This is a genomic window from Pseudomonas sp. AC242 (assembly GCF_979258655.1).
The window spans coordinates 1656558-1674155 of record NZ_OZ409873.1; the positions used below are offsets into that span (position 1 = coordinate 1656558).

At 60.4% G+C, this 17598-nt stretch carries 14 protein-coding genes; 4 read left to right on the forward strand and 10 right to left on the reverse strand.

Annotated elements, in window-relative coordinates; all coding sequences use genetic code 11:
• Positions 1-7: 7 nt before the first annotated feature.
• The 10 genes from ACZZ0A_RS07585 to ACZZ0A_RS07630 are packed head-to-tail and all read right to left on the reverse strand — an operon-like array spanning position 8 to position 11002.
• Positions 8-1144, reverse strand: a complete 1137-nt coding sequence (locus ACZZ0A_RS07585) for a glycosyltransferase (RefSeq protein WP_007919437.1) — start codon at positions 1142-1144, stop codon at positions 8-10.
• The gene (locus ACZZ0A_RS07590; protein WP_123374858.1) at positions 1137-2105 is read right to left on the reverse strand and encodes a glycosyltransferase; all 969 of its coding nucleotides are present in this window, start codon (positions 2103-2105) and stop codon (positions 1137-1139) included. Before ACZZ0A_RS07590 ends, ACZZ0A_RS07585 begins: the two co-directional genes overlap by 8 nt.
• Complete coding sequence (locus tag ACZZ0A_RS07595; protein WP_463542781.1) at positions 2102-3469, reverse strand: O-antigen ligase family protein; 1368 nt, start codon at positions 3467-3469, stop codon at positions 2102-2104. The genes ACZZ0A_RS07590 and ACZZ0A_RS07595 overlap by 4 nt, the downstream gene beginning before the upstream one ends.
• Positions 3466-4554: a glycosyltransferase family 4 protein gene (locus tag ACZZ0A_RS07600; protein WP_095111619.1), complete on the reverse strand. Its 1089-nt coding sequence runs from the start codon at positions 4552-4554 to the stop codon at positions 3466-3468. Before ACZZ0A_RS07600 ends, ACZZ0A_RS07595 begins: the two co-directional genes overlap by 4 nt.
• Entirely contained in the window at positions 4551-6143 is a 1593-nt protein-coding gene (locus ACZZ0A_RS07605; protein WP_007919472.1) for a GumC family protein, read from the reverse strand. The genes ACZZ0A_RS07600 and ACZZ0A_RS07605 overlap by 4 nt, the downstream gene beginning before the upstream one ends.
• A gap of 16 nt (positions 6144-6159) precedes the next feature.
• The gene (locus tag ACZZ0A_RS07610; RefSeq protein WP_007919474.1) at positions 6160-7182 is read right to left on the reverse strand and encodes a polysaccharide biosynthesis/export family protein; all 1023 of its coding nucleotides are present in this window, start codon (positions 7180-7182) and stop codon (positions 6160-6162) included.
• Positions 7183-7203: 21 nt separating this feature from the next.
• Positions 7204-7851, reverse strand: coding sequence for a CpsD/CapB family tyrosine-protein kinase (locus ACZZ0A_RS07615; RefSeq protein WP_095111617.1), 648 nt, complete (start codon positions 7849-7851; stop codon positions 7204-7206).
• On the reverse strand, positions 7851-8597 hold the full coding sequence (locus tag ACZZ0A_RS07620; RefSeq protein WP_007919478.1) for a sugar transferase: 747 nt from the start codon (positions 8595-8597) through the stop codon (positions 7851-7853). The genes ACZZ0A_RS07615 and ACZZ0A_RS07620 overlap by 1 nt, the downstream gene beginning before the upstream one ends.
• Positions 8598-8615: 18 nt before the next feature.
• Positions 8616-9653 (reverse strand): NAD-dependent epimerase, encoded by a 1038-nt coding sequence (locus ACZZ0A_RS07625; protein ID WP_463542782.1) that lies wholly within the window; start codon positions 9651-9653, stop codon positions 8616-8618.
• Complete coding sequence (locus ACZZ0A_RS07630) at positions 9650-11002, reverse strand: UDP-glucose dehydrogenase family protein (protein WP_095111616.1); 1353 nt, start codon at positions 11000-11002, stop codon at positions 9650-9652. The genes ACZZ0A_RS07625 and ACZZ0A_RS07630 overlap by 4 nt, the downstream gene beginning before the upstream one ends.
• 387 nt (positions 11003-11389) lie before the next feature.
• Here ACZZ0A_RS07630 and ACZZ0A_RS07635 point away from each other — a divergent pair, with 387 nt between their 5' ends.
• From ACZZ0A_RS07635 to ACZZ0A_RS07650, 4 genes are all read left to right on the forward strand, one after another.
• The gene (locus ACZZ0A_RS07635) at positions 11390-13087 is read left to right on the forward strand and encodes a sulfatase-like hydrolase/transferase (protein ID WP_463542783.1); all 1698 of its coding nucleotides are present in this window, start codon (positions 11390-11392) and stop codon (positions 13085-13087) included.
• A gap of 197 nt (positions 13088-13284) precedes the next feature.
• Positions 13285-13938 carry an ABC transporter ATP-binding protein gene (locus ACZZ0A_RS07640; RefSeq protein ID WP_007919484.1) on the forward strand — a complete coding sequence of 218 codons (654 nt, stop codon included), beginning with the start codon at positions 13285-13287 and terminating at the stop codon, positions 13936-13938.
• Complete coding sequence (locus tag ACZZ0A_RS07645; protein ID WP_463542784.1) at positions 13935-16409, forward strand: ABC transporter permease; 2475 nt, start codon at positions 13935-13937, stop codon at positions 16407-16409. Before ACZZ0A_RS07640 ends, ACZZ0A_RS07645 begins: the two co-directional genes overlap by 4 nt.
• A complete protein-coding gene (locus ACZZ0A_RS07650; protein ID WP_463542785.1) occupies positions 16399-17466 on the forward strand; it encodes a lipocalin-like domain-containing protein in 1068 nt (355 codons plus the stop codon). The genes ACZZ0A_RS07645 and ACZZ0A_RS07650 overlap by 11 nt, the downstream gene beginning before the upstream one ends.
• Positions 17467-17598: the final 132 nt, after the last annotated feature.

Below are 17598 nucleotides of genomic sequence, written 5' to 3' on the forward strand. Positions count from 1 at the left end.
AGTCCTCTCAACGATTCTGGTCAGGATTCCACTGTGCGTAGCGTTGCCCGCGCAGGAACTGCCACAGACCGACGCTCATGCCGGCCAGCGTCACCAGCAGGAATGCTGCGAGGCGGAACGGTTTGGGTAAACGGTGTTGCGAATCCAGCAGGCCGGCGATGGCCACCGCGTAACCGAGCAATTGCGCAATCAGGCTCAGGCGATAGAAACCGTGTTCGTTCCACAGCCAGAAATTGCTCAGCAGCAGCGGCAGCAAGAGAATCGGCGCGAGACGGCGGATCAGTTTGTGGCTGATCAAGGCAATGGAATAAAGGCCGTACTTGAACGGGTTCAGCAGTGCGCTGCGTTGCGCCAGGCTTTGCAGGCCACCAACCGTGACCCGCTGGCGGCGGCGCCATTGCTTGCCCGCTTCATCAACGCCCTGGTCGATCACTTGCGCCTGGGGTACGTAAACGATGCGTTTGTGCGCGACCGGCGCGCAGGTACTGATGAAGAAGTCGTCGTTGACCTCGGCCGGTACGTTCTGGAACAGCTCGCGGCGCAAGGCGAGCAGGGCGCCGTCGGCGGAGACCATGCAGCCGGTGCGATTCTCGACCCGGCGCAACCAGCCTTCGTAATGCCGATAGAGGCTGTCACCAATACTCAGGCCACCACCGGTGACCGGGATCACCATGTGCCCGGCGCAGGCACCGACCTGCGGATCGCTCAACGGCGCGAGCAAATGGCCGAGGGTGTCGCGCGACCATTGGTTGTCGGCGTCGGTGAACACCAGAATGTCGCCGCTGCTCACAGCGACGCCGGCATTCAGTGTGGCGGCTTTGCCCTGGCGCGGCAGGTCGAGGACGGTGATGCGCGGATCGATCACTTTGTGCGCGCAGGCCACGGTGTCATCGCTCGAGCCGTCGCTGGCGAGAATGATCTGCAGCGCTGCGGGCTGATAATCCTGGGCCAGCAGGGTGCGCAACTTGTGCTCGATGTGTCGCGCCTCGTTGTGCGCGGCGATGACGATGCTGACGTTCAGCGGCGGTGCCGGCGCGTGCCGCCAGGCCGGGAACAGCGGCGCCAGCAAGGTCAGCAGCAGCGGATAGCCGATGTAGGCGTACGCCGGCAGCACAAGGCACAGGCAAAAAATGAATTCAGCCACGGGCGGGCCTCCTGGCGTTCCAATGACACAGACTGAGAACAAGTGCCGCGCTGGGCAGGTGCAGGCGTAACCAGTGCAGACCCCACAGTTGCAAGGTGAGGCGAGCATTGTGGTGCTTGATACTCTGCCGCACGCTGAGCATCAGACTCGGCAGCAGGGTCAGCACCAGCAGGATCATCGCGAGCTGCGCGAGGCCGGCGAGCAAGGCAACGATCAATAGAAAATCCGTCATCCAGACCAGCAACGACAGCAGCGGAAAACGCAGCAGGCGCAGGCTCATGCCATGGGTGCGCAGCAACTGCAGATGGCTGCCCTGGCGCCACAGCTCCTTGCCCATCCACTCGCGCCAGTTCATTTCGTAGCCCCAATGCAGGGCGATGCTGTTACTGGTCGACAGCAGCCGAGCGCCCTGTGTGCTCAGACGCAAGGTGTATTCCTTGTCTTCGCCGGTGCGCAGGGTTTCGTTGAATCCGCCGACGACGTCAAACCACCGTTTGCGCATCAACAGGTTGGCGCTGGGTAGCCAGTCCACGGTGCGACTGGCGTGCGCTGATGGACGCAACATGCGCCGTTGCCAGGCGGTCGCGTACCACGGCGCGGCGGCGGGGGTGTGCAGATCCAGGCCAAAGATGTCGCCCTGATTCTGCGCTTCGAGAGCGAACAATTCGTTCAGCCAGTCTTCGGGCATTTCGATATCGGCATCAATGAACGCCAGCCATTCACCGCTGGCAACCGTTGCGCCACGATTGCGCAAGGCGCCGATCAGCAGGCCGGGGAGCACCAGCACCTGTGCACCGAATGCGCGGGCGATCTGTGGCCCGTCATCAGTGGAACCGTTGTCGACGACGATCAGTTCACAGTCGATGTCGGCGGCGTTCGCAGCTTTGCGAGCGGCCAGGAGGGTGCGGCCGATGTGCCGTGCCTCGTTGTACATCGGAATGACGATGCTGATCCGGCTCATGCTCTGGCCTCCGTCAGCGGTGCTTGCTCGGCTTTCAGGCGCAGTACCCAGGTCAGTGCAAGCATGATCCACAGGTACTTCAGGTTCGGCGCGCTGAGAAACATCAGAAACAACGTCAACGACAGGAAACTCATTCCAAGATGGGTCATCAGGTCCGCTTGCTGCCACTCGCGCCGTTGCAGCCATTCGCGTCGTGCGCGGATCAGGTTGTAGAAACCCTGCACGAGCATGCCGACAAACAGCAGGCCGGCGGGAATCCCCAATTCGCTGAAGATCTCCAGATAAGTGTTATGCGCCCGGCGATACAGGTCGCCGATCTTGCGGTTGGCCGAGAATGCCTTGGCATAACCGGTAGTCGCATAGTGCAACGGGAATGTCCCCGGGCCCGAGCCGAGCAGCGGATGCTCGCGGATGATCTGGCTGCCGACGACAATGTAAGAGGCGCGACGGCCGAGGGATTCATCCTGAGCCTTGGCCCCGGCGCTCAAGATACTCAGCGACTGGATGCGCGCCAGATAACCGGCAGGCATCGCATAAATCGCCAATGGCAGCACGATGGCGGCGCCGAGCATGGCGAATCCGAAATGCCGGGGACGGATACGGTTGAGGTGCTGGCGGTAATGCCAGACCCCGATCGCCAGACTCAAGGCCAGTACCACCAGCCCTGAGCGCGACTCGGTTTTGGTCATGCCGCCGAGCAGCAAAAGGCAGCAGCCCGCCCAGAACAAACGCTGCAGCAGATTCGGGCTGCGAATCACCAGCAGCAGGCCCAGCGGCACGGCGAAGGCGATCAGCAGCGCAAAGGCATTCGGGTCTTCGAGCAGGCCGGCGGCGCGGCCCTTGTCCTGGAATCGGCTGGAAAACATCGCCATCGCGCAGGTCGTGCTGACGCTGAGCGTGACCAGTCGGGCGAACAGATCGAGGTTCAGTTCGCGGCCGATCAACAAAGTGATCACGAACAGAATCAGGCCCACGCTCAGTTCACGCAGATGACTCTGTGACATGCCCATGTTGTCGGTGGCGAGCAGGCTCAGCAGGTACAGCGCCATGAAACCGATCAGGTAGCGCCACAGATTGCTGCGCAGGCGCTGCGATGGAATCTGATGCAATGCCAGTTGCAACGCCAGGATCAGTGCCAGCGAAGCACCGATGAATTTGCTCCCCGATAACGCGCTGTCCTTAAAGAACCCTTCAAACGGCACCATCGCGGCAATACCCAGCAGGCCCCACGACGGTTTGCGGTACAGCACCGTGAAACCCAGCAGCCCTAGCACTGCCCCCGGCGCCAGATACGGATAAGGACTGACCAGCAAAGCCATGCAGACCAGTGCCAGCAGGCTGACGATCGAGAGCGGGAAAATCATGCGCGTGCCTCCCCTGCCGTGTGGATGTACAGCTGCGACCAGCGTTCAGCCAAAGCCTTGAGGTCGTAGCGTTCCTGTTGTGTGCGTCTGGCGTTGTCGCGCAGTTGCGCGGCCAGCTTCGGTTCGGCCAGCAACGTGTCGAGCTGACGGGCGAGGGCGGCGGTATCGGTCGGTGCGGCGAGCAGGCCGTTGTGGCGGTCCTGCAAGACATCGGGAATGCCACCGACCGCGAACGCCACCACGGGCACACCGGCCTGCATCGCTTCAAGCAGAATCATCGGTGTACCCTCGGTGCGCGAGCTGATCACCAGCGCATCGAGTTGCTGCCACCAGCCTTGCATCGCCGTCTGATAGCCCGGCAAGCGAATCCGCTGTGGTAAACCGGCAGCGTCGATACGCGCCTGCAAGGCTTCACGTTCTGGACCGTCACCGAGCATCACCGCGTCCAGTTGCGGATGCTGGTGACACAACGCAATCAGCGCATCGAGAAACAGATCCGGGCCTTTCTCGCTGCTCAACCGACCGACGTAACCGACCAGCCAGCGTTGTCGTTCCAGCGGCGGCGCCGCTGACGCCGCTGGCAAACCGTTGGGGATCACCTGCAACTTCTCTGCACGGACGCCGGCCTCACGGTGCAGCGCAGCGATGCTTTGCGCTACACAGATCACCCGCTTCACCGAGGCCGTGCGGCACAATTGCAGGCTCAGCCAGGTGTAGAACTTCTGTTTGCGACTGCGCGGGGTGAAACCGTGCTGGGTGATGACCAGCGGCAGGCGCAATAGCGTTGCGCCGACCCAGCCAAACAGTTGTCCTTTGAAGTTGTGCGTGTTGAGCAACGGCTTGTCACTACGGCGCTGATGCAAGTGCCGCAGTAGTCCGCCGAGCCCGGCACAGCCGCGGGCGTCCACCCCGGCCTGACGAAAGCGCTCGATCAGCTCGGCTGGCGCGTCGAGGAACAGCACCTGATGCTGCCCCGGCGTCGCCAGGCAATGATCCAGCAACATCCGCTCGGCTCCGTAGAAGCCGCCGCTGCTGAGCAAATGAATGATCGGCAGGGCGACGCACGGGGTGGACGCCGCGTTCAATTGCGCACCCAGTGAACCAGGCTGGGCATGGTCCAGTTCTTGTGCGGATTGCCAGGCTGCGACGTTTCTTCATTGATTACCAACAGCACCGGCAGGCCCAGTTCATGACTGATTTGCGCCGGATGTTTGAAGCGGTGATCGAAGAACTCACGCACATAGACGAAGGCAATGGCCAGCAGCAGACCGGTGAGCAAACCAAACGGAATGATCAGCATCGGCTTGGGAAACGCCGCCTCGGTCGGTTCATACGGCGGACTCAAGACACGGGCGTTGGACAAGTCGTTGTCCAGCGCGCGGGTCGTGCTGCTTTCGGCAAAGCGTTGCGCATAGGTTGAAAACGCTGCGTGCAATGCGCCGATCTCGGTGTCCATCTGGCGCAGCTTGCTTTGGGTTTGCTGCAATTGATGGATGCGATTCTTGAATTCGGCAATGCGCGCGGTTTTCTGCTCGATGACCTGGCTGACCACCGACAGGTCGATCGTGCGTTCCTGGATGCGGTTGTTGACCACTTTGAGGAACTGCTGGCGGGTGCGGGCAATTTGCTCGCGGGTCAGCAACATCGGTTCGCTACTGGGTTGAAATACCGCGAGGTCATTCATATAGCGGCTGACCTGAGTGGTCAGTGCCTCGCCCATCTGCCGGATCTCACGGTCTTCGAACGCGATGTTGTCCACCGTAGTGGTGAAGGTGAACGGGAAGGTGTAGTCGTTGAGCTTGTTGGTGTTGGCGGCGGCCAGGCTGGTTTTCAGGTAATCGAGCCAGCGCTGGCTTTGCAGCAAGCGATCGCGATACAGGTTGAGTGCCTGCTCTTCAGTGTTGATCGCGTTGAGGCGAAAGGTGATTTCCTCTTTCGGATCGGACGAACCGACACTTTCCAGCAGGCTCAGCCGTGCGCCTTCCAGACCATCGAGCCGCACCTGATATTGATGCTTCTTGGTCTCGTAGAACGAGTGCGGCAGCTCGATCGATTGCAGCGCCTGACGATCGACCAGATAGTTGCGCAGCAACGTGGCAACGAACGTTGTGCCCTGGGCAGGATCAGGGAAGCTGTAGACGATCGAGATCACATTGGAACCCGGCAGGGTTTCGATCTTCAGATTGTCGATGGCTTCCTGGGTCAAGCCATCCAGTGCCGTGTCGCGCACCGGATCGGTTTCCATGCCCAGTGCATCACGCAGCGGATTGATCACGTATTCGCGCAGCGGCGTGCTGACGTAATTCTTGAACGGTTCGCCGAGCAGCTTGCTGAGCATCCCCGGTGGCGGGTTGTACTGACCCTGATCGCGCAGTTCGCTGATGGTCTGACGGATCAGCGCCGGCGAACGGAGGATATTGCTTTCGGTTTCCATATCCGCCAGCGATGGCGGAATGAAGGTGGCGTTGTCCTGGGTCAGCGAGGTGGTCGCATCGCCCTGAGACAGTTTTTTCGACTGCACGATCACCTGTGCGGTGATATCGAAGCTCTGTTTGAGCAACAGCGGCAGCAACAGCGCGATCACTGCAAAGATCAGGAAGATGCGCTTCACCAGTTGCTTGTTGGCGAAGAAAATCCTGAAGAACTCGTGCAGGTAATTTTCTTTTGGGTTCATGTCGTTCACCTGAGAGTCAGTTGTCACTGCCTTTGTTGTCGACGCGGTAGCCGAAGCTGAAACCCACGCCCTGGAACAGCACCACATCGGCCAATTGGCGGGCGAGTTCGCCGGCGCTGGCCAGTTTGGTTTTCGGTACGTAAAGCATGTCGTCCGGTTGCAGGTAGGCGATCTGTGGCGCATCGCCCGACAGTGCTTTCTCCACGTCGTAGTTCATGGCCTGCACCTGATTGCCGTTGCGCCGCATGATCACCACCGAATCGAGACGCGCCTTGACATTGGTACCGCGCGCCAGGGTCAGCGCCTCAAGCACCGACACCGGACGGCGGATCGGGTACGAGCCCGGTTGAGCGACTTCGCCGAGTACGTAGATCTCGTTGCCGGCGGTGGATTTCAGCAGCACATCCACAGTCATCCGTCCCGGCAATTGCGCGTACTTGCTATTGAGGAAGGTTTCCAGTTGATTGACCGTCATGCCTTGCAGCGGCACAGCGCCGATTTCCGGAAAACTCGCATAGCCATCGGTGCCGACGGTGATTTCGCGGCTCATGCCGGTGGCCGGGTGGTTCAGCGCGCTTTTGAGGTTCTGCTCGTTGCTCAGCGGGCTGAGAATCTGCACCGAGAGCTGATTGCGGTTGGGCTGGAACAGCTGCTTGCGTTGATAGGCGCGCTGGATTTCCTGCCGCGCCTCGTCGCTGGTCAGCCCGGCGATTTTCACCGAGGTGTTGGCGCCCGGCAGTTCGATGGTGCCGTCAGGCAGCACCAGTTGCGTGCCGTTGAGCTGACTGGCGGCGGTGAAGTTCAGGCCGATCTGGTCACCCGACTGCACGCGGTAAGCGTCCGAGCCACTGGTACTGATGTGGAAAATCACATCCAGCACATCTTTCGGGCGCAGGGTCTGCTCGACCCTCGGCATGTCGGTGGCCTGCGCATTGGCCGGTGTGGCGGTGAGGATATTCACCGGCATGTTGCGGGTTTCGGAATTGCTGGTGCAGCCTGCAAGCGGCAGCAACAGCAGGACAAGCATTTTGGCGTTCATGGCGTCATCCTTTGCGTTCGCTTACAGGTTTTTGTAAAGCCATTTGGGCATGTAGTACTTGCGCCGGTTGAACACGCTACCGACCACTTTTGCCCCGGCCTGGGTCAGGCGTTGCACGGCGGCCTGGGCGACTTCCCAACGGGTGTCTTCGGCGCGTACCACAAACACCACGCCGTCGACCTGAGTGCTGATCACCAGCGTGTCGGCGGCGGAGTACACCGCGTCGCCGTCGATCACCACGAAGCGGTACTGGCTGCCCAATTGATCAAGCAACGGGCTCAGACGCTCGGCGGTCAGGTGCTCCAGGGTGCGGATTGGCCGGCCGTTGGGCAGCACGTGGAACGGCAGGCTTGAGACCTGCACCACACAGTCCTGCAACAGCGGCGGTTTGTCGGGGTTGAACAGCAAGTCGCGCAGGCCGCGCTCCTTGCTCAGGTTCAACTGCTGGGTGAGGTTGTCGGCCGACTGGCTGGCGTCGACCAGCAGCACTTGGCCGCTGCTCATTTGCGCCAGTTGGCTGGCCAGCGCCAGGGCACTGGTGGTGGTGCCGGCGCCGGGGTTGGCGGCGGTCAGGAACAGGATCCGCAGATCGAGATCCAGCACGGTCGAGGTCAGGTTCGATTCGCTGGGGGTGGCGATGCTCAGGCTTTTATTGGTTGAACCGTCCATTAGCTTGCTCCGTGGCCGCTGAATACTTTGAAGGGGGTTTTCAACAGAATCTTCAGATCAAGCAGAAGGCTCTGCTCGGCGATGTAGCTGAGGTCCAACTCAACGCGCTGGTCGAAGTCGATATTGCTGCGTCCGGAGATCTGCCACAGGCCGGTCATGCCGGGGTAGATCGCCAGACGGGCAAGGTGGTTGTCCTTGTAGCGGTAGGCGTTGAACGAGGTCGGACGCGGGCCGACCAAGCGCATGTCGCCGGTCACTACATTGATCAGGTTGGGCAATTCATCGAGGCTGGTGCGCCGCAGGAAACCGCCGATGCGGGTAATGCGCGGGTCGTGGTCGATCTTGAAATCGATCGCGTCGGCACCGTGTTTGTTGAGGTGACGCAGCGACTCTTTCAGTTCTTCGGCGTTGGCCACCATGGTGCGAAATTTGAACATGCCGAATTTGCGGCCGCGATATCCGGTGCGTTTCTGCACGAACATCACCGGCCCGGGGCTGGAGAATTTGATGACCAGCGCCAGACCCAGCAACAGCGGCGAGATCAGCACCAGGATCAGCAGCGCCCCAAGGCAGGCGACCACCCGATTGGTGCGTGACAGTTGCCATGGCCGACCGCCGTCGCGGCCCGTAAACCAGCCGCGACCCTGGCGATGAATCGCCGCGTCGAGACGCATTCGGTGCTCGGGATCCACGCGCTTGTCGCGGCGCATTTCTTGGATCGCTACACTTTTCTCATGTCCAGTCATGGAGTCCTCCACATTCATTCAGCCGCGAACGGCGCGTGGGCGATAGGCAGTGGGGTAGTAGTCGCGGAACCAGGCGATAAAGCATCCGAGTCCCTCATCCAGCTCTATCCGGGGCTGAAATCCGGTGGCCTGAGCCAGGTCGCTGGCCTCGGCGCAGGTGTTGAGTACGTCGCCCGGTTGCAGCGGCAGCAGCTCGACAATGGCTTTCTGGCCGAGGTGCTTTTCCATCAGCGCCAGATAGGTCTTGAGTTCAACCGGATGCTGCCCGCCGATGTTGAACAACCGCCACGGTGCCATGCTGCTGGCCGGGTCGGGTTGCTTGCGATCCCATTGCGGATCGGCGTGCGGCGGGCGGTGGGTGAGGCGAGCGATGCTTTCGATGATGTCGTCGATGTAGGTGAAATCGCGCTGGTGTTCGCCGTAGTTGAACAGCTTCAGCGGCATCCCTTCGCTGATCGCCCGGGCGAACTGGATCGGCGACATGTCCGGCCGGCCCCAAGGCCCATACACGGTGAAAAAGCGCAGGCCGGTGCAAGGAATGCCGAACAGGTGGCTGTAACTGTGCGCCATCAGTTCATTGGCTTTCTTGGTCGCGGCGTACAGCGACAGCGGATGATTGACGCCGTCCTGCACCGAGTACGGCGTGTGCTGGTTGGCGCCGTACACCGAACTCGACGAGGCGTAAATCAAATGCACGACCGGGTGATGCCGGCAACTCTCCAGAATGTTGAGGAAACCGTTTAGGTTGCTGTCCAGATATGCCCGTGGATTTTCCAGCGAGTAGCGCACCCCGGCCTGCGCCGCCAGGTGAATCACCACTTGCGGACGTTCGCGGACAAACAGCGCTTCGATGGCCGAGGCATCGGCCAGGTCAACCGTGGCGAGCTGGAAATCGCCGACCTGCTCACGCACCCATTGCACGCGATCGTGCTTGAGTTGCGGGTCGTAGTAGGCGTTGAAATTATCCAGACCGACCACCGAGTGTCCGTCGCGCATCAGCCGCAGCACGCAATGGGCACCAATGAAGCCGGCCGCACCGGTGACCAAGACCTTCATGGCCGTAGTCCTTCAGGCGCAATGTGACGTAGACCGATGCCGCTGTAATGCAGGCCGGCGGCCGCCACTTGTTCCGGGTTGTAGAGGTTGCGGCCGTCGATGATCACCTTCGAACGCAGCTTTTCGGCGAGCAACTCGAAATCGACCACGCGGAAGTTTTTCCACTCGGTGCAGATCACCAGCGCATCGGCGTCTTCCAAGGTGTCGTCGCGGGTGGCGCACAGGTGCAGATCGTTGCGGTAGCCGTAGAGGCGCCGGCATTCGGACATGGCTTCCGGGTCGTAGGCCTGCACACTGGCACCCTCGGCCCACAGCGCATCCATCAGATAACGGCTCGGGGCTTCGCGCATGTCATCGGTGTTGGGTTTGAACGCTAGACCCCATACAGCAATCGATTTACCCGCCAGGCCTTGCGGGAACTGTGCTTTGAGTTTGCTGAACAGGATGTGCCGCTGCAGGTCGTTGACGTCGGTGACGCTGCGCAGCAGTTTCAGCGGCATGCCGTTGTGTTCGGCGGTGTGCAGCAGGGCGCGCAGGTCTTTGGGAAAGCACGAGCCACCGAAGCCGCAGCCCGGATAGATGAAGTGGTAGCCGATGCGCGGATCCGAACCGATGCCTTTGCGCACCGCTTCGATGTCGGCACCGAGCAGTTCGGTGAGATTGGCCAACTCGTTCATGAAACTGATGCGCGTGGCGAGCATGGCGTTGGCGGCGTACTTGGTCAGTTCGGCGCTGCGGTTGTCCATGAACATCAGTTTTTCGTGGTTGCGGCAGAACGGTGCGTATAGCTCGCTCATCTGCTCGCGGGCCGCGTCGTCGCGGGTGCCGACGATGATCCGGTCCGGACGCATGCAGTCGGCGAGGGCGCTACCTTCTTTGAGGAATTCCGGGTTGGACACCACCCGCACTTGCAGATCAGTCTTGCCGCGGCGCAGCAGTTCGCTGTTGGCGGTGGCCAGCACCTGATCGGCCGTGCCCACCGGTACCGTGGATTTGATGATGAGGGTGCGGTCAGCTTCCATATACGAAGCAATTTGCCGGGCGACGTTGAGCACATGGCTGAGGTCGGCGGAGCCATCCTCATCGGCCGGGGTGCCGACGGCGATGAAAATCAGCTCGGCATGCTCGACGGCGTCGCTGGCCTGGGTACTGAACAGCAGACGGCCGGCCTTGATGTTTTCCTCAAGCGTGCTGGATAAACCTGGTTCGCTAATGGGCGGCACTGCTTGTTGCAGTTGTTTAATTTTGTTGGGGTCAATGTCCACGCATAAAACGCGATGACCGACATCTGCAAGTGCGGCGGCTTGTATAAGTCCGACATAGCCAGTGCCAAATACGCTCACGTCCATCTGCGCACCTCAGTAACACCAAAAGTTAACTACGGAATGAGATTGTTAAAGGGGTATAGCGCAGCGTTTGAAAAGCGTGTCAGCAAAATGACATGTTGCATCTGTATAACACTTAAGCATTTTTTGGCGATTGGCCATCAAGTCATTGCTGCGATTGAATTTGTTGCTTTTGTGCAGATTTGTTCAGATTTTAAATAAGCGATAAACGGTCGTAAGCCGCTAATTTAAAGGCTTATAGCGTCTTGGCTGTGTCAGATTTGAGTCACCGTTTTTTTGACGCTTTCTATAAAAAACAGTCAATTCTTGCGCTTTGATGGCCGGGTGCTAGTGTCAGGTTCTGACTGACAAACCTTTGACTCCCTGCCGTTTTGCCCGATCGGTATCGCCATGTTCAGATATGCCAAAGAATTGCTCTTAATTGTTTATTTGTTGATTTATTCCGAATATTACATTGATCGGTTAAATGCTATCGGCTTCAGTTTTTCTGTACTTCTTTTTGGCGCGATGTTTTTGGCGCTTACTTTGGCGTTATATCTAATGGCGTATATAAGGCAGACTCTCATTCGCCACGTGTTCGCATTGGCAATGTTTGTCTCGGCAGTGTTTTTCGATGTCTATACCCGGGTCACGGCGGATTACCTGACCTACAGCGGTTTCGTGTCATTGGTTTACTCCGGCGGTTTCATCCAGGAAGCGGCGTACCAGTACCGGGACGCGCTCCTGCGTGGCGTGCTCAGTGGTTTGCTGTTGCTGTTCGGCATCGGTCTGAAGCCCCGCCATGGGTTGGCGGTTCCCAACGCTTTGCGTGTGGCGGCGCCACTGTGTGGTGTGCTGCTGCTCAGTGCGGTGCTGTTCTTGCGAGCGGGTGAGGGCGCGCGCGGCTTGCCGATCATGTACACGCCGCTGGCCTACCTCAATCTGTTTGCCTATGAAGCGCTGCACAACACCGTCGGCCCGCGCGAACCAGTGACGCTGGCGCGCACCTCACAAGCCGTCGGGCATGACATCGTGCTGATCATCGACGAAAGCATCTCCGGCAATTACCTCGACATCAACGCGCCGTTCGGTGTGCACAGCAACCTCAAACAGGCGCGTCCCGGCGTCGATGTCTTCAATTACGGCTACGCGGCGTCCATCGCCAATTGCAGCGCCGACACCAACGTGACCCTGCGCTATGGCGGCACCCGCGCCGACTACATGCGCATCAACAGCACGCTGCCGTCGATTTGGCAGTACGCCAAGAAGGCCGGTCTGCGCACCGTGTACATCGACGCCCAGCGCACCGCCGGCAACCTGCAGAACCTGATGACCGAAACCGAGAAGAAGGACATCGACCAGTTCGTGCAATTCGACCAGACCAGCGTGCGCGATCGCGACATGGCGGCGGCAGCGAAGCTGATCGAATTGCTCAACGATGACCAGCCGGAGCTGGTGGTGATCAACAAGGTCGGCGCGCACTTCCCGGTGCATGACAAATACCCGGATGCGTTCATGGCCTACCGCCCGACCTTGCCGCGCGGGCAGTTCACCGAGGTGGCCGATACCGGCGAGCGCAACGGTTTCAATGGTCAGCCTGATGATTGGGTGTTGTACCGCAACGCCTACAAGAACACCGTGTTGTGGAACGTCGGCGAGTTCTTTGCGCGGGTGTTCGCTCAGGGCAATCTGAACAATGCGTTGCTGATCTATACGTCTGATCATGGCCAGGATTTGCATGAGCGCGGTAATCCGGGCTTGAACACTCACTGCGGTGGCGATCCAGTGGAGGAGGAAGGATTGGTGCCGCTGGTGGTGATTCAGGGCAGCGATCTGAAAACGCTGGACTGGTCGGCACAACTGGCGGCGAACAAGGATCGTTCCAGCCACTACAACATTTTCCCGACGCTGTTGCAGTTGATGGGCTATGACCTGACGGGGATCGAGGCTGTTTATGGCAAGCCACTGAGTGTCGCGACGGCGGATGAATTTACCTTCAACTACCGCTTCAATGCGCGGCTGGGGGCCAAGCCTGAGTGGAAGCACATTGATCTGGGCAGCATTGTCACGCCATCTCAGGCGCCGGCGAGTGTCGCGGCTGGTCAGTAAGTTTTGAGTTGGCAGGACTGGCCCCATCGCTGGCAAGCCAGCTCCCACAGTGTTTTAGGGAATTCAATATTTGTGAACAACCTCATTCCCTGTGGGAGCTGGCTTGCCAGCGATGAGGCCATAGAGTTCACCGCAAGATTCAGCTCTGTCACCGGCATCCGCTATCCTTGCCCCACACTGACCGATCAGGTGGCGGCATGCTTCGTGTTGAAAACGTCTTCAAAAGTTATCTCACCCCGCAAGGCCCATTGCCGGTGCTGCAAGGCGTCGACCTGACGCTGGAATCCGGCAGCAGCCTGGCACTGATGGGCGAATCCGGCAGTGGCAAAAGCACCTTGCTGCACCTGGTGGCCGGCCTCGACAAAGTCGACAGCGGCAGCATTCGCAGCGGCGAGCATCGATTGGAAACGATGAACGAGGCGCAACTGGCGAATTGGCGGCGCAGCGAAATCGGCCTGGTGTTCCAGCAGTTCAACCTGATCGGCAGCCTGCGCGTCGAAGACAATCTCGCTTTTCAGGCGCGCCTTGCCGGGCGTCATGAGCCGCGTTGGCAGGCGCATCTGGTGCAGCGTTTGGGCCTCGGCGATTTGCTCAAGCGTTATCCCGAGCAACTTTCCGGTGGTCAGCAGCAGCGGGTCGCGTTGGGCCGGGCGCTGGCCTCGCAGCCGAAATTGCTGTTGGCCGATGAGCCCACCGGTAGCCTCGACGAAGCCACCAGCGACGAAGTCCTGCGGTTGTTGCTGGAATTGCTCGATGACACGCCAACCACTTTGTTGATGGTCACCCACAGCCCGCGAGTCGCGGCCCGATTGGCGCAGCGAGTGGTGTTGTCCAGTGGACGGCTGACGTGATCGTCTTTGCGCAAACGCTACGCGCGTTGCTCAGCCATTGGCGGCGTCATCCGGTGCAGTTTTTCAGTGTGCTGACCGGGTTGTGGCTGGCGACCAGTCTGTTGACTGGCGTCGAAGCGTTGAACAGTCAGGCGCGCGACAGCTACGCGCGGGCCAGCCAATTGATCGGCGGTGAACCGCAGGCCAGTCTCAGCACACCGAACGTGGCGACTTTTGCGCAGCAATGGTTCGTTGATCTGCGTCGACAGGGCTGGCCGGTGTCACCACTGCTGCAGGGTCGGTTGCTGCTCAAGGGCCATGAAGATCAGCGCCTGCAACTGATGGGCATCGAGCCGGTGTCATTGCCGGCCGATTCCGCAGTGGCCGGGCAGGCGCTGCCGATTGAGCGTGTCGTCGAGTTTTTCACGCCGCCGGGCAGTACCTGGATTTCACCGGAAACCTTGCAAGCGCTGGGTCTGCGCGAAGGCGACACGCCGCAAACGGCTAATGGTCTGCGATTGCCGCCATTGCTCGCGCAAAAGGACATGGCGCCCGGCCTGTTGCTGGTCGACATCGGCGTCGCGCAGACCCTATTGGAACAACCCGGGCAATTGTCGCGGCTGTTGTTGCCCAAGGATTTTCACGCCGAGTTACCCGCCGTGTTCAAGGGGCAGTTGCAGCTCAAAAGCAGCGGCGAGGAAAACAATCTGGCGCGACTGACCGAGAGCTTTCACCTGAATCTCGATGCGCTGGGATTTCTCTCGTTCGTGGTCGGCTTGTTCATTGTTCACGCGGCCATCGGCCTTGCTTTGGAGCAACGGCGCGGCTTGTTGCGTACTTTACGCGCCTGTGGGGTCAGCGCGCGTATGTTGATCTTGTGCTTGATCGTTGAGCTGGGTGTGCTGGCGCTGATCGGCGGGCTGTTCGGCGTGATCAGCGGTTATTGGTTGGCCAGTGTCTTGCTGCCGGATGTCGCCGCCAGCCTGCGCGGTTTGTATGGCGCCGAAGTGGCGGGGCAGCTGCGCCTCAGTCCGTGGTGGTGGTTCAGCGGCATCGGCTTGAGCCTGCTCGGCGCGTTGCTTGCCGGGGCCAACAGTCTGTTGCGCGCCGCCCGTTTGCCGTTGTTGGCCGTGGCCGATCCGCAAGCCTGGCATCAGCAATACGCGCGCTGGCTGCGCCGACAAGGTTGGCTGGCGGCAGGGTTGGTTTTGATTGCGTTGGCGGCGTTGATCTGGGGCGACAGTCTGGCCAGTGGTTTTGTCCTCATGGCCGGGTTGCTGATCGGCGCGGCATTGGCGCTGCCGGTGTTGCTCAGCGCGTTGTTGAATCAGTTGCTCGGGCGCAGTCGCTCGGTGCTGGGGCAGTGGTTTCTCGCCGATTGCCGCCAGCAACTGCCGGCACTGAGTCTGGCGTTGATGGCGTTGCTTTTGGCGCTCGCCGCCAACATCGGCGCCGGCAGCATGACCGCCGGTTTTCGCCAGACCTTCAACGACTGGCTCGAACAACGCCTGAGTGCCGAGTTGTATATCAACCCGAGCAATCCGGCACAGTCGCGGGAAATGTACAGTTGGCTCAAGCAGCAGCCGAATGTTGCGGCGATTCTGCCCAACTGGCAGGTCGCGGTGACGTTGCAAGGCTGGCCGGCGGAAGTGTTCGGCATCATCGATCACGCGCATTATCGCCAGCACTGGCCGCTGCTTGATGCGATGGGCGACGATCCGTGGGCACATCTGGCCACGGATGATGCGGTGATGCTCAGCGAGCAAATCGCCCGGCGCCTGAAATTGCACGTGGGTGAAAATGTGGCGATTCCGACACCCAACGGCACTTGGTCGCCGCGCATCGTTGGCATCTACGCCGACTACGGCAATCCCAAGGGGCATTTGCTGGTCAGTATCCACCACCACCTGCTGCGCGGCTGGCCGCAACTGACGCCGAACCGTTTCAATCTGCGCATCGAGCCGCAGAGCATCCCGGCGTTGTTGAATAGCTTGCAGGCGCGCTTTCAACTGGAGGACAGCCGCATCGTCGATCAGGCGCGGCTCAAGGGCTGGTCGGTGCAGGTTTTCGAACGCACCTTTGCGGCCACTGCGGCGTTGAACAGCCTGACCCTGGCGGTGGCGGGCGTGGCGCTGTTCATCAGCCTGCTGACCCAGAGTCAAAGCCGCCTCGGCCAACTCGCACCGCTATGGGCGTTGGGCGTAACGCGGCGGCAATTGATGCTGCTCAATCTTGGTCAGACCTGGCTGTTGGCGGTGCTGACGCTGGTGTTAGCGTTGCCGCTGGGGATCGCGCTGGCGTGGTGCCTGGATGCGGTGATCAACGTGCAAGCGTTTGGCTGGCGGCTGCCGTTACGGGTGTTTCCGTGGCAATTGCTGCAGTTGATGGGGTGGGCGTTGCTGGCGACGTTGCTGGCGTCGGCATGGCCGCTGTACTCGCTGTACCGCACGCAACCGGCGGACCTGTTGAGGACGTTTGCCCATGAGGATTAACCTCGTTGTGCTGATGGTTTTGTTGCTGCTCGGTGGTTGCGATCAATCGGTGCCGGAGCAGAAAGGCTTCGCCGGGATGGGCGATCAGGCGTTGGCGTTCACGCCGGTGGTGCCGGGGCGAGTGTTCAGTTTTCCGGCGGATCACGCTGCGCATAACGGTTTTCGCATTGAGTGGTGGTACGTCACCGCCAATCTCAAGGATCAGCAGGGCAATGAATTCGGCGTGCAGTGGACCTTGTTTCGCAGCGCTTTAAAACCTGTGGCGGAGACGGCAGGGTGGGGTAATCAGACGATCTGGCTGGGGCATGCGGCGGTGACTTCGAGCACGGTGCATCACGCCGCCGAACGTTACGCCCGAGGCGGGGTGGGGCAGGCGGGTGTGCAACTGGCGCCGTTCGAGGCGTGGATCGATGATTGGCGGTTTGCCAGTCAGGCGCAGGATCCCCTGAGCGACCTGCAACTCAGCGCTCGCGATAAGGATTTCGCCTATCAACTGCACCTGACTTCCAGCCGCCCGCTGGTGTTGCAGGGCGACAAGGGGTTCAGTCAGAAATCCGAAGAGGGGCAGGCGTCGTATTACTACAGCCAGCCGTTTTTCCAGGCCAGCGGAACGTTGCAGATCGACGGCCAGAGCTACACCGTCAGCGGCCCCGCGTGGCTCGATCGGGAATGGAGCAGCCAGCCACTGACCGCCAATCAAACCGGTTGGGACTGGTTCTCCCTGCACCTGGACAGCGGCGAACACGTGATGCTTTACCGCATGCGCCAGAAGGACGGCGCGCCGTATCTCACCGGTACCTGGATTGCTGCCGATGGCCACACGCAAACCCTGAATAGCTCGCAGATCCAGCTCAACCCGCAAGACACCGCGAAAGTCGCTGGCCGGGTTATGCCGGTGAAATGGACGATCAGCATCCCCGACAAACACCTCGACATTACCCTCGACGCGCTCAACCCCAACGCCTGGATGAACCTGCGTATCCCGTACTGGGAAGGTCCGGTGCGCATCAGCGGCAGCCATCCCGGCCGGGGCTATCTGGAAATGACCGGGTACTGAAAGGTATCCGCAAATCCCTGTAGGAGCTGCCGAAGGCTGCGATCTGTTGAGGTTGCTTTTAAGACCAACATCAAAAGATCGCAGCCTTCGGCAGCTCCTACAATGGATCGGTTTGAACTCGGCTTACTGTGT

Excerpts from the sequence above, each read along its gene's own strand:
- ACZZ0A_RS07615 (WP_095111617.1), bottom strand. The coding sequence starts at position 7,851 with ATGGACGGTTCAACCAATAAAAGCCTGAGCATCGCCACCCCCAGCGAA.
- ACZZ0A_RS07640 (WP_007919484.1), top strand. The coding sequence starts at position 13,285 with ATGCTTCGTGTTGAAAACGTCTTCAAAAGTTATCTCACCCCGCAAGGC.
- ACZZ0A_RS07635 (WP_463542783.1), top strand. The coding sequence starts at position 11,390 with ATGTTCAGATATGCCAAAGAATTGCTCTTAATTGTTTATTTGTTGATT.
- ACZZ0A_RS07650 (WP_463542785.1), top strand. The coding sequence starts at position 16,399 with ATGAGGATTAACCTCGTTGTGCTGATGGTTTTGTTGCTGCTCGGTGGT.
- ACZZ0A_RS07630 (WP_095111616.1), bottom strand. The coding sequence starts at position 11,002 with ATGGACGTGAGCGTATTTGGCACTGGCTATGTCGGACTTATACAAGCC.
- ACZZ0A_RS07590 (WP_123374858.1), bottom strand. The coding sequence starts at position 2,105 with ATGAGCCGGATCAGCATCGTCATTCCGATGTACAACGAGGCACGGCAC.
- ACZZ0A_RS07610 (WP_007919474.1), bottom strand. The coding sequence starts at position 7,182 with ATGAACGCCAAAATGCTTGTCCTGCTGTTGCTGCCGCTTGCAGGCTGC.
- ACZZ0A_RS07595 (WP_463542781.1), bottom strand. The coding sequence starts at position 3,469 with ATGATTTTCCCGCTCTCGATCGTCAGCCTGCTGGCACTGGTCTGCATG.
- ACZZ0A_RS07605 (WP_007919472.1), bottom strand. The coding sequence starts at position 6,143 with ATGAACCCAAAAGAAAATTACCTGCACGAGTTCTTCAGGATTTTCTTC.
- ACZZ0A_RS07625 (WP_463542782.1), bottom strand. The coding sequence starts at position 9,653 with ATGAAGGTCTTGGTCACCGGTGCGGCCGGCTTCATTGGTGCCCATTGC.
- ACZZ0A_RS07620 (WP_007919478.1), bottom strand. The coding sequence starts at position 8,597 with ATGACTGGACATGAGAAAAGTGTAGCGATCCAAGAAATGCGCCGCGAC.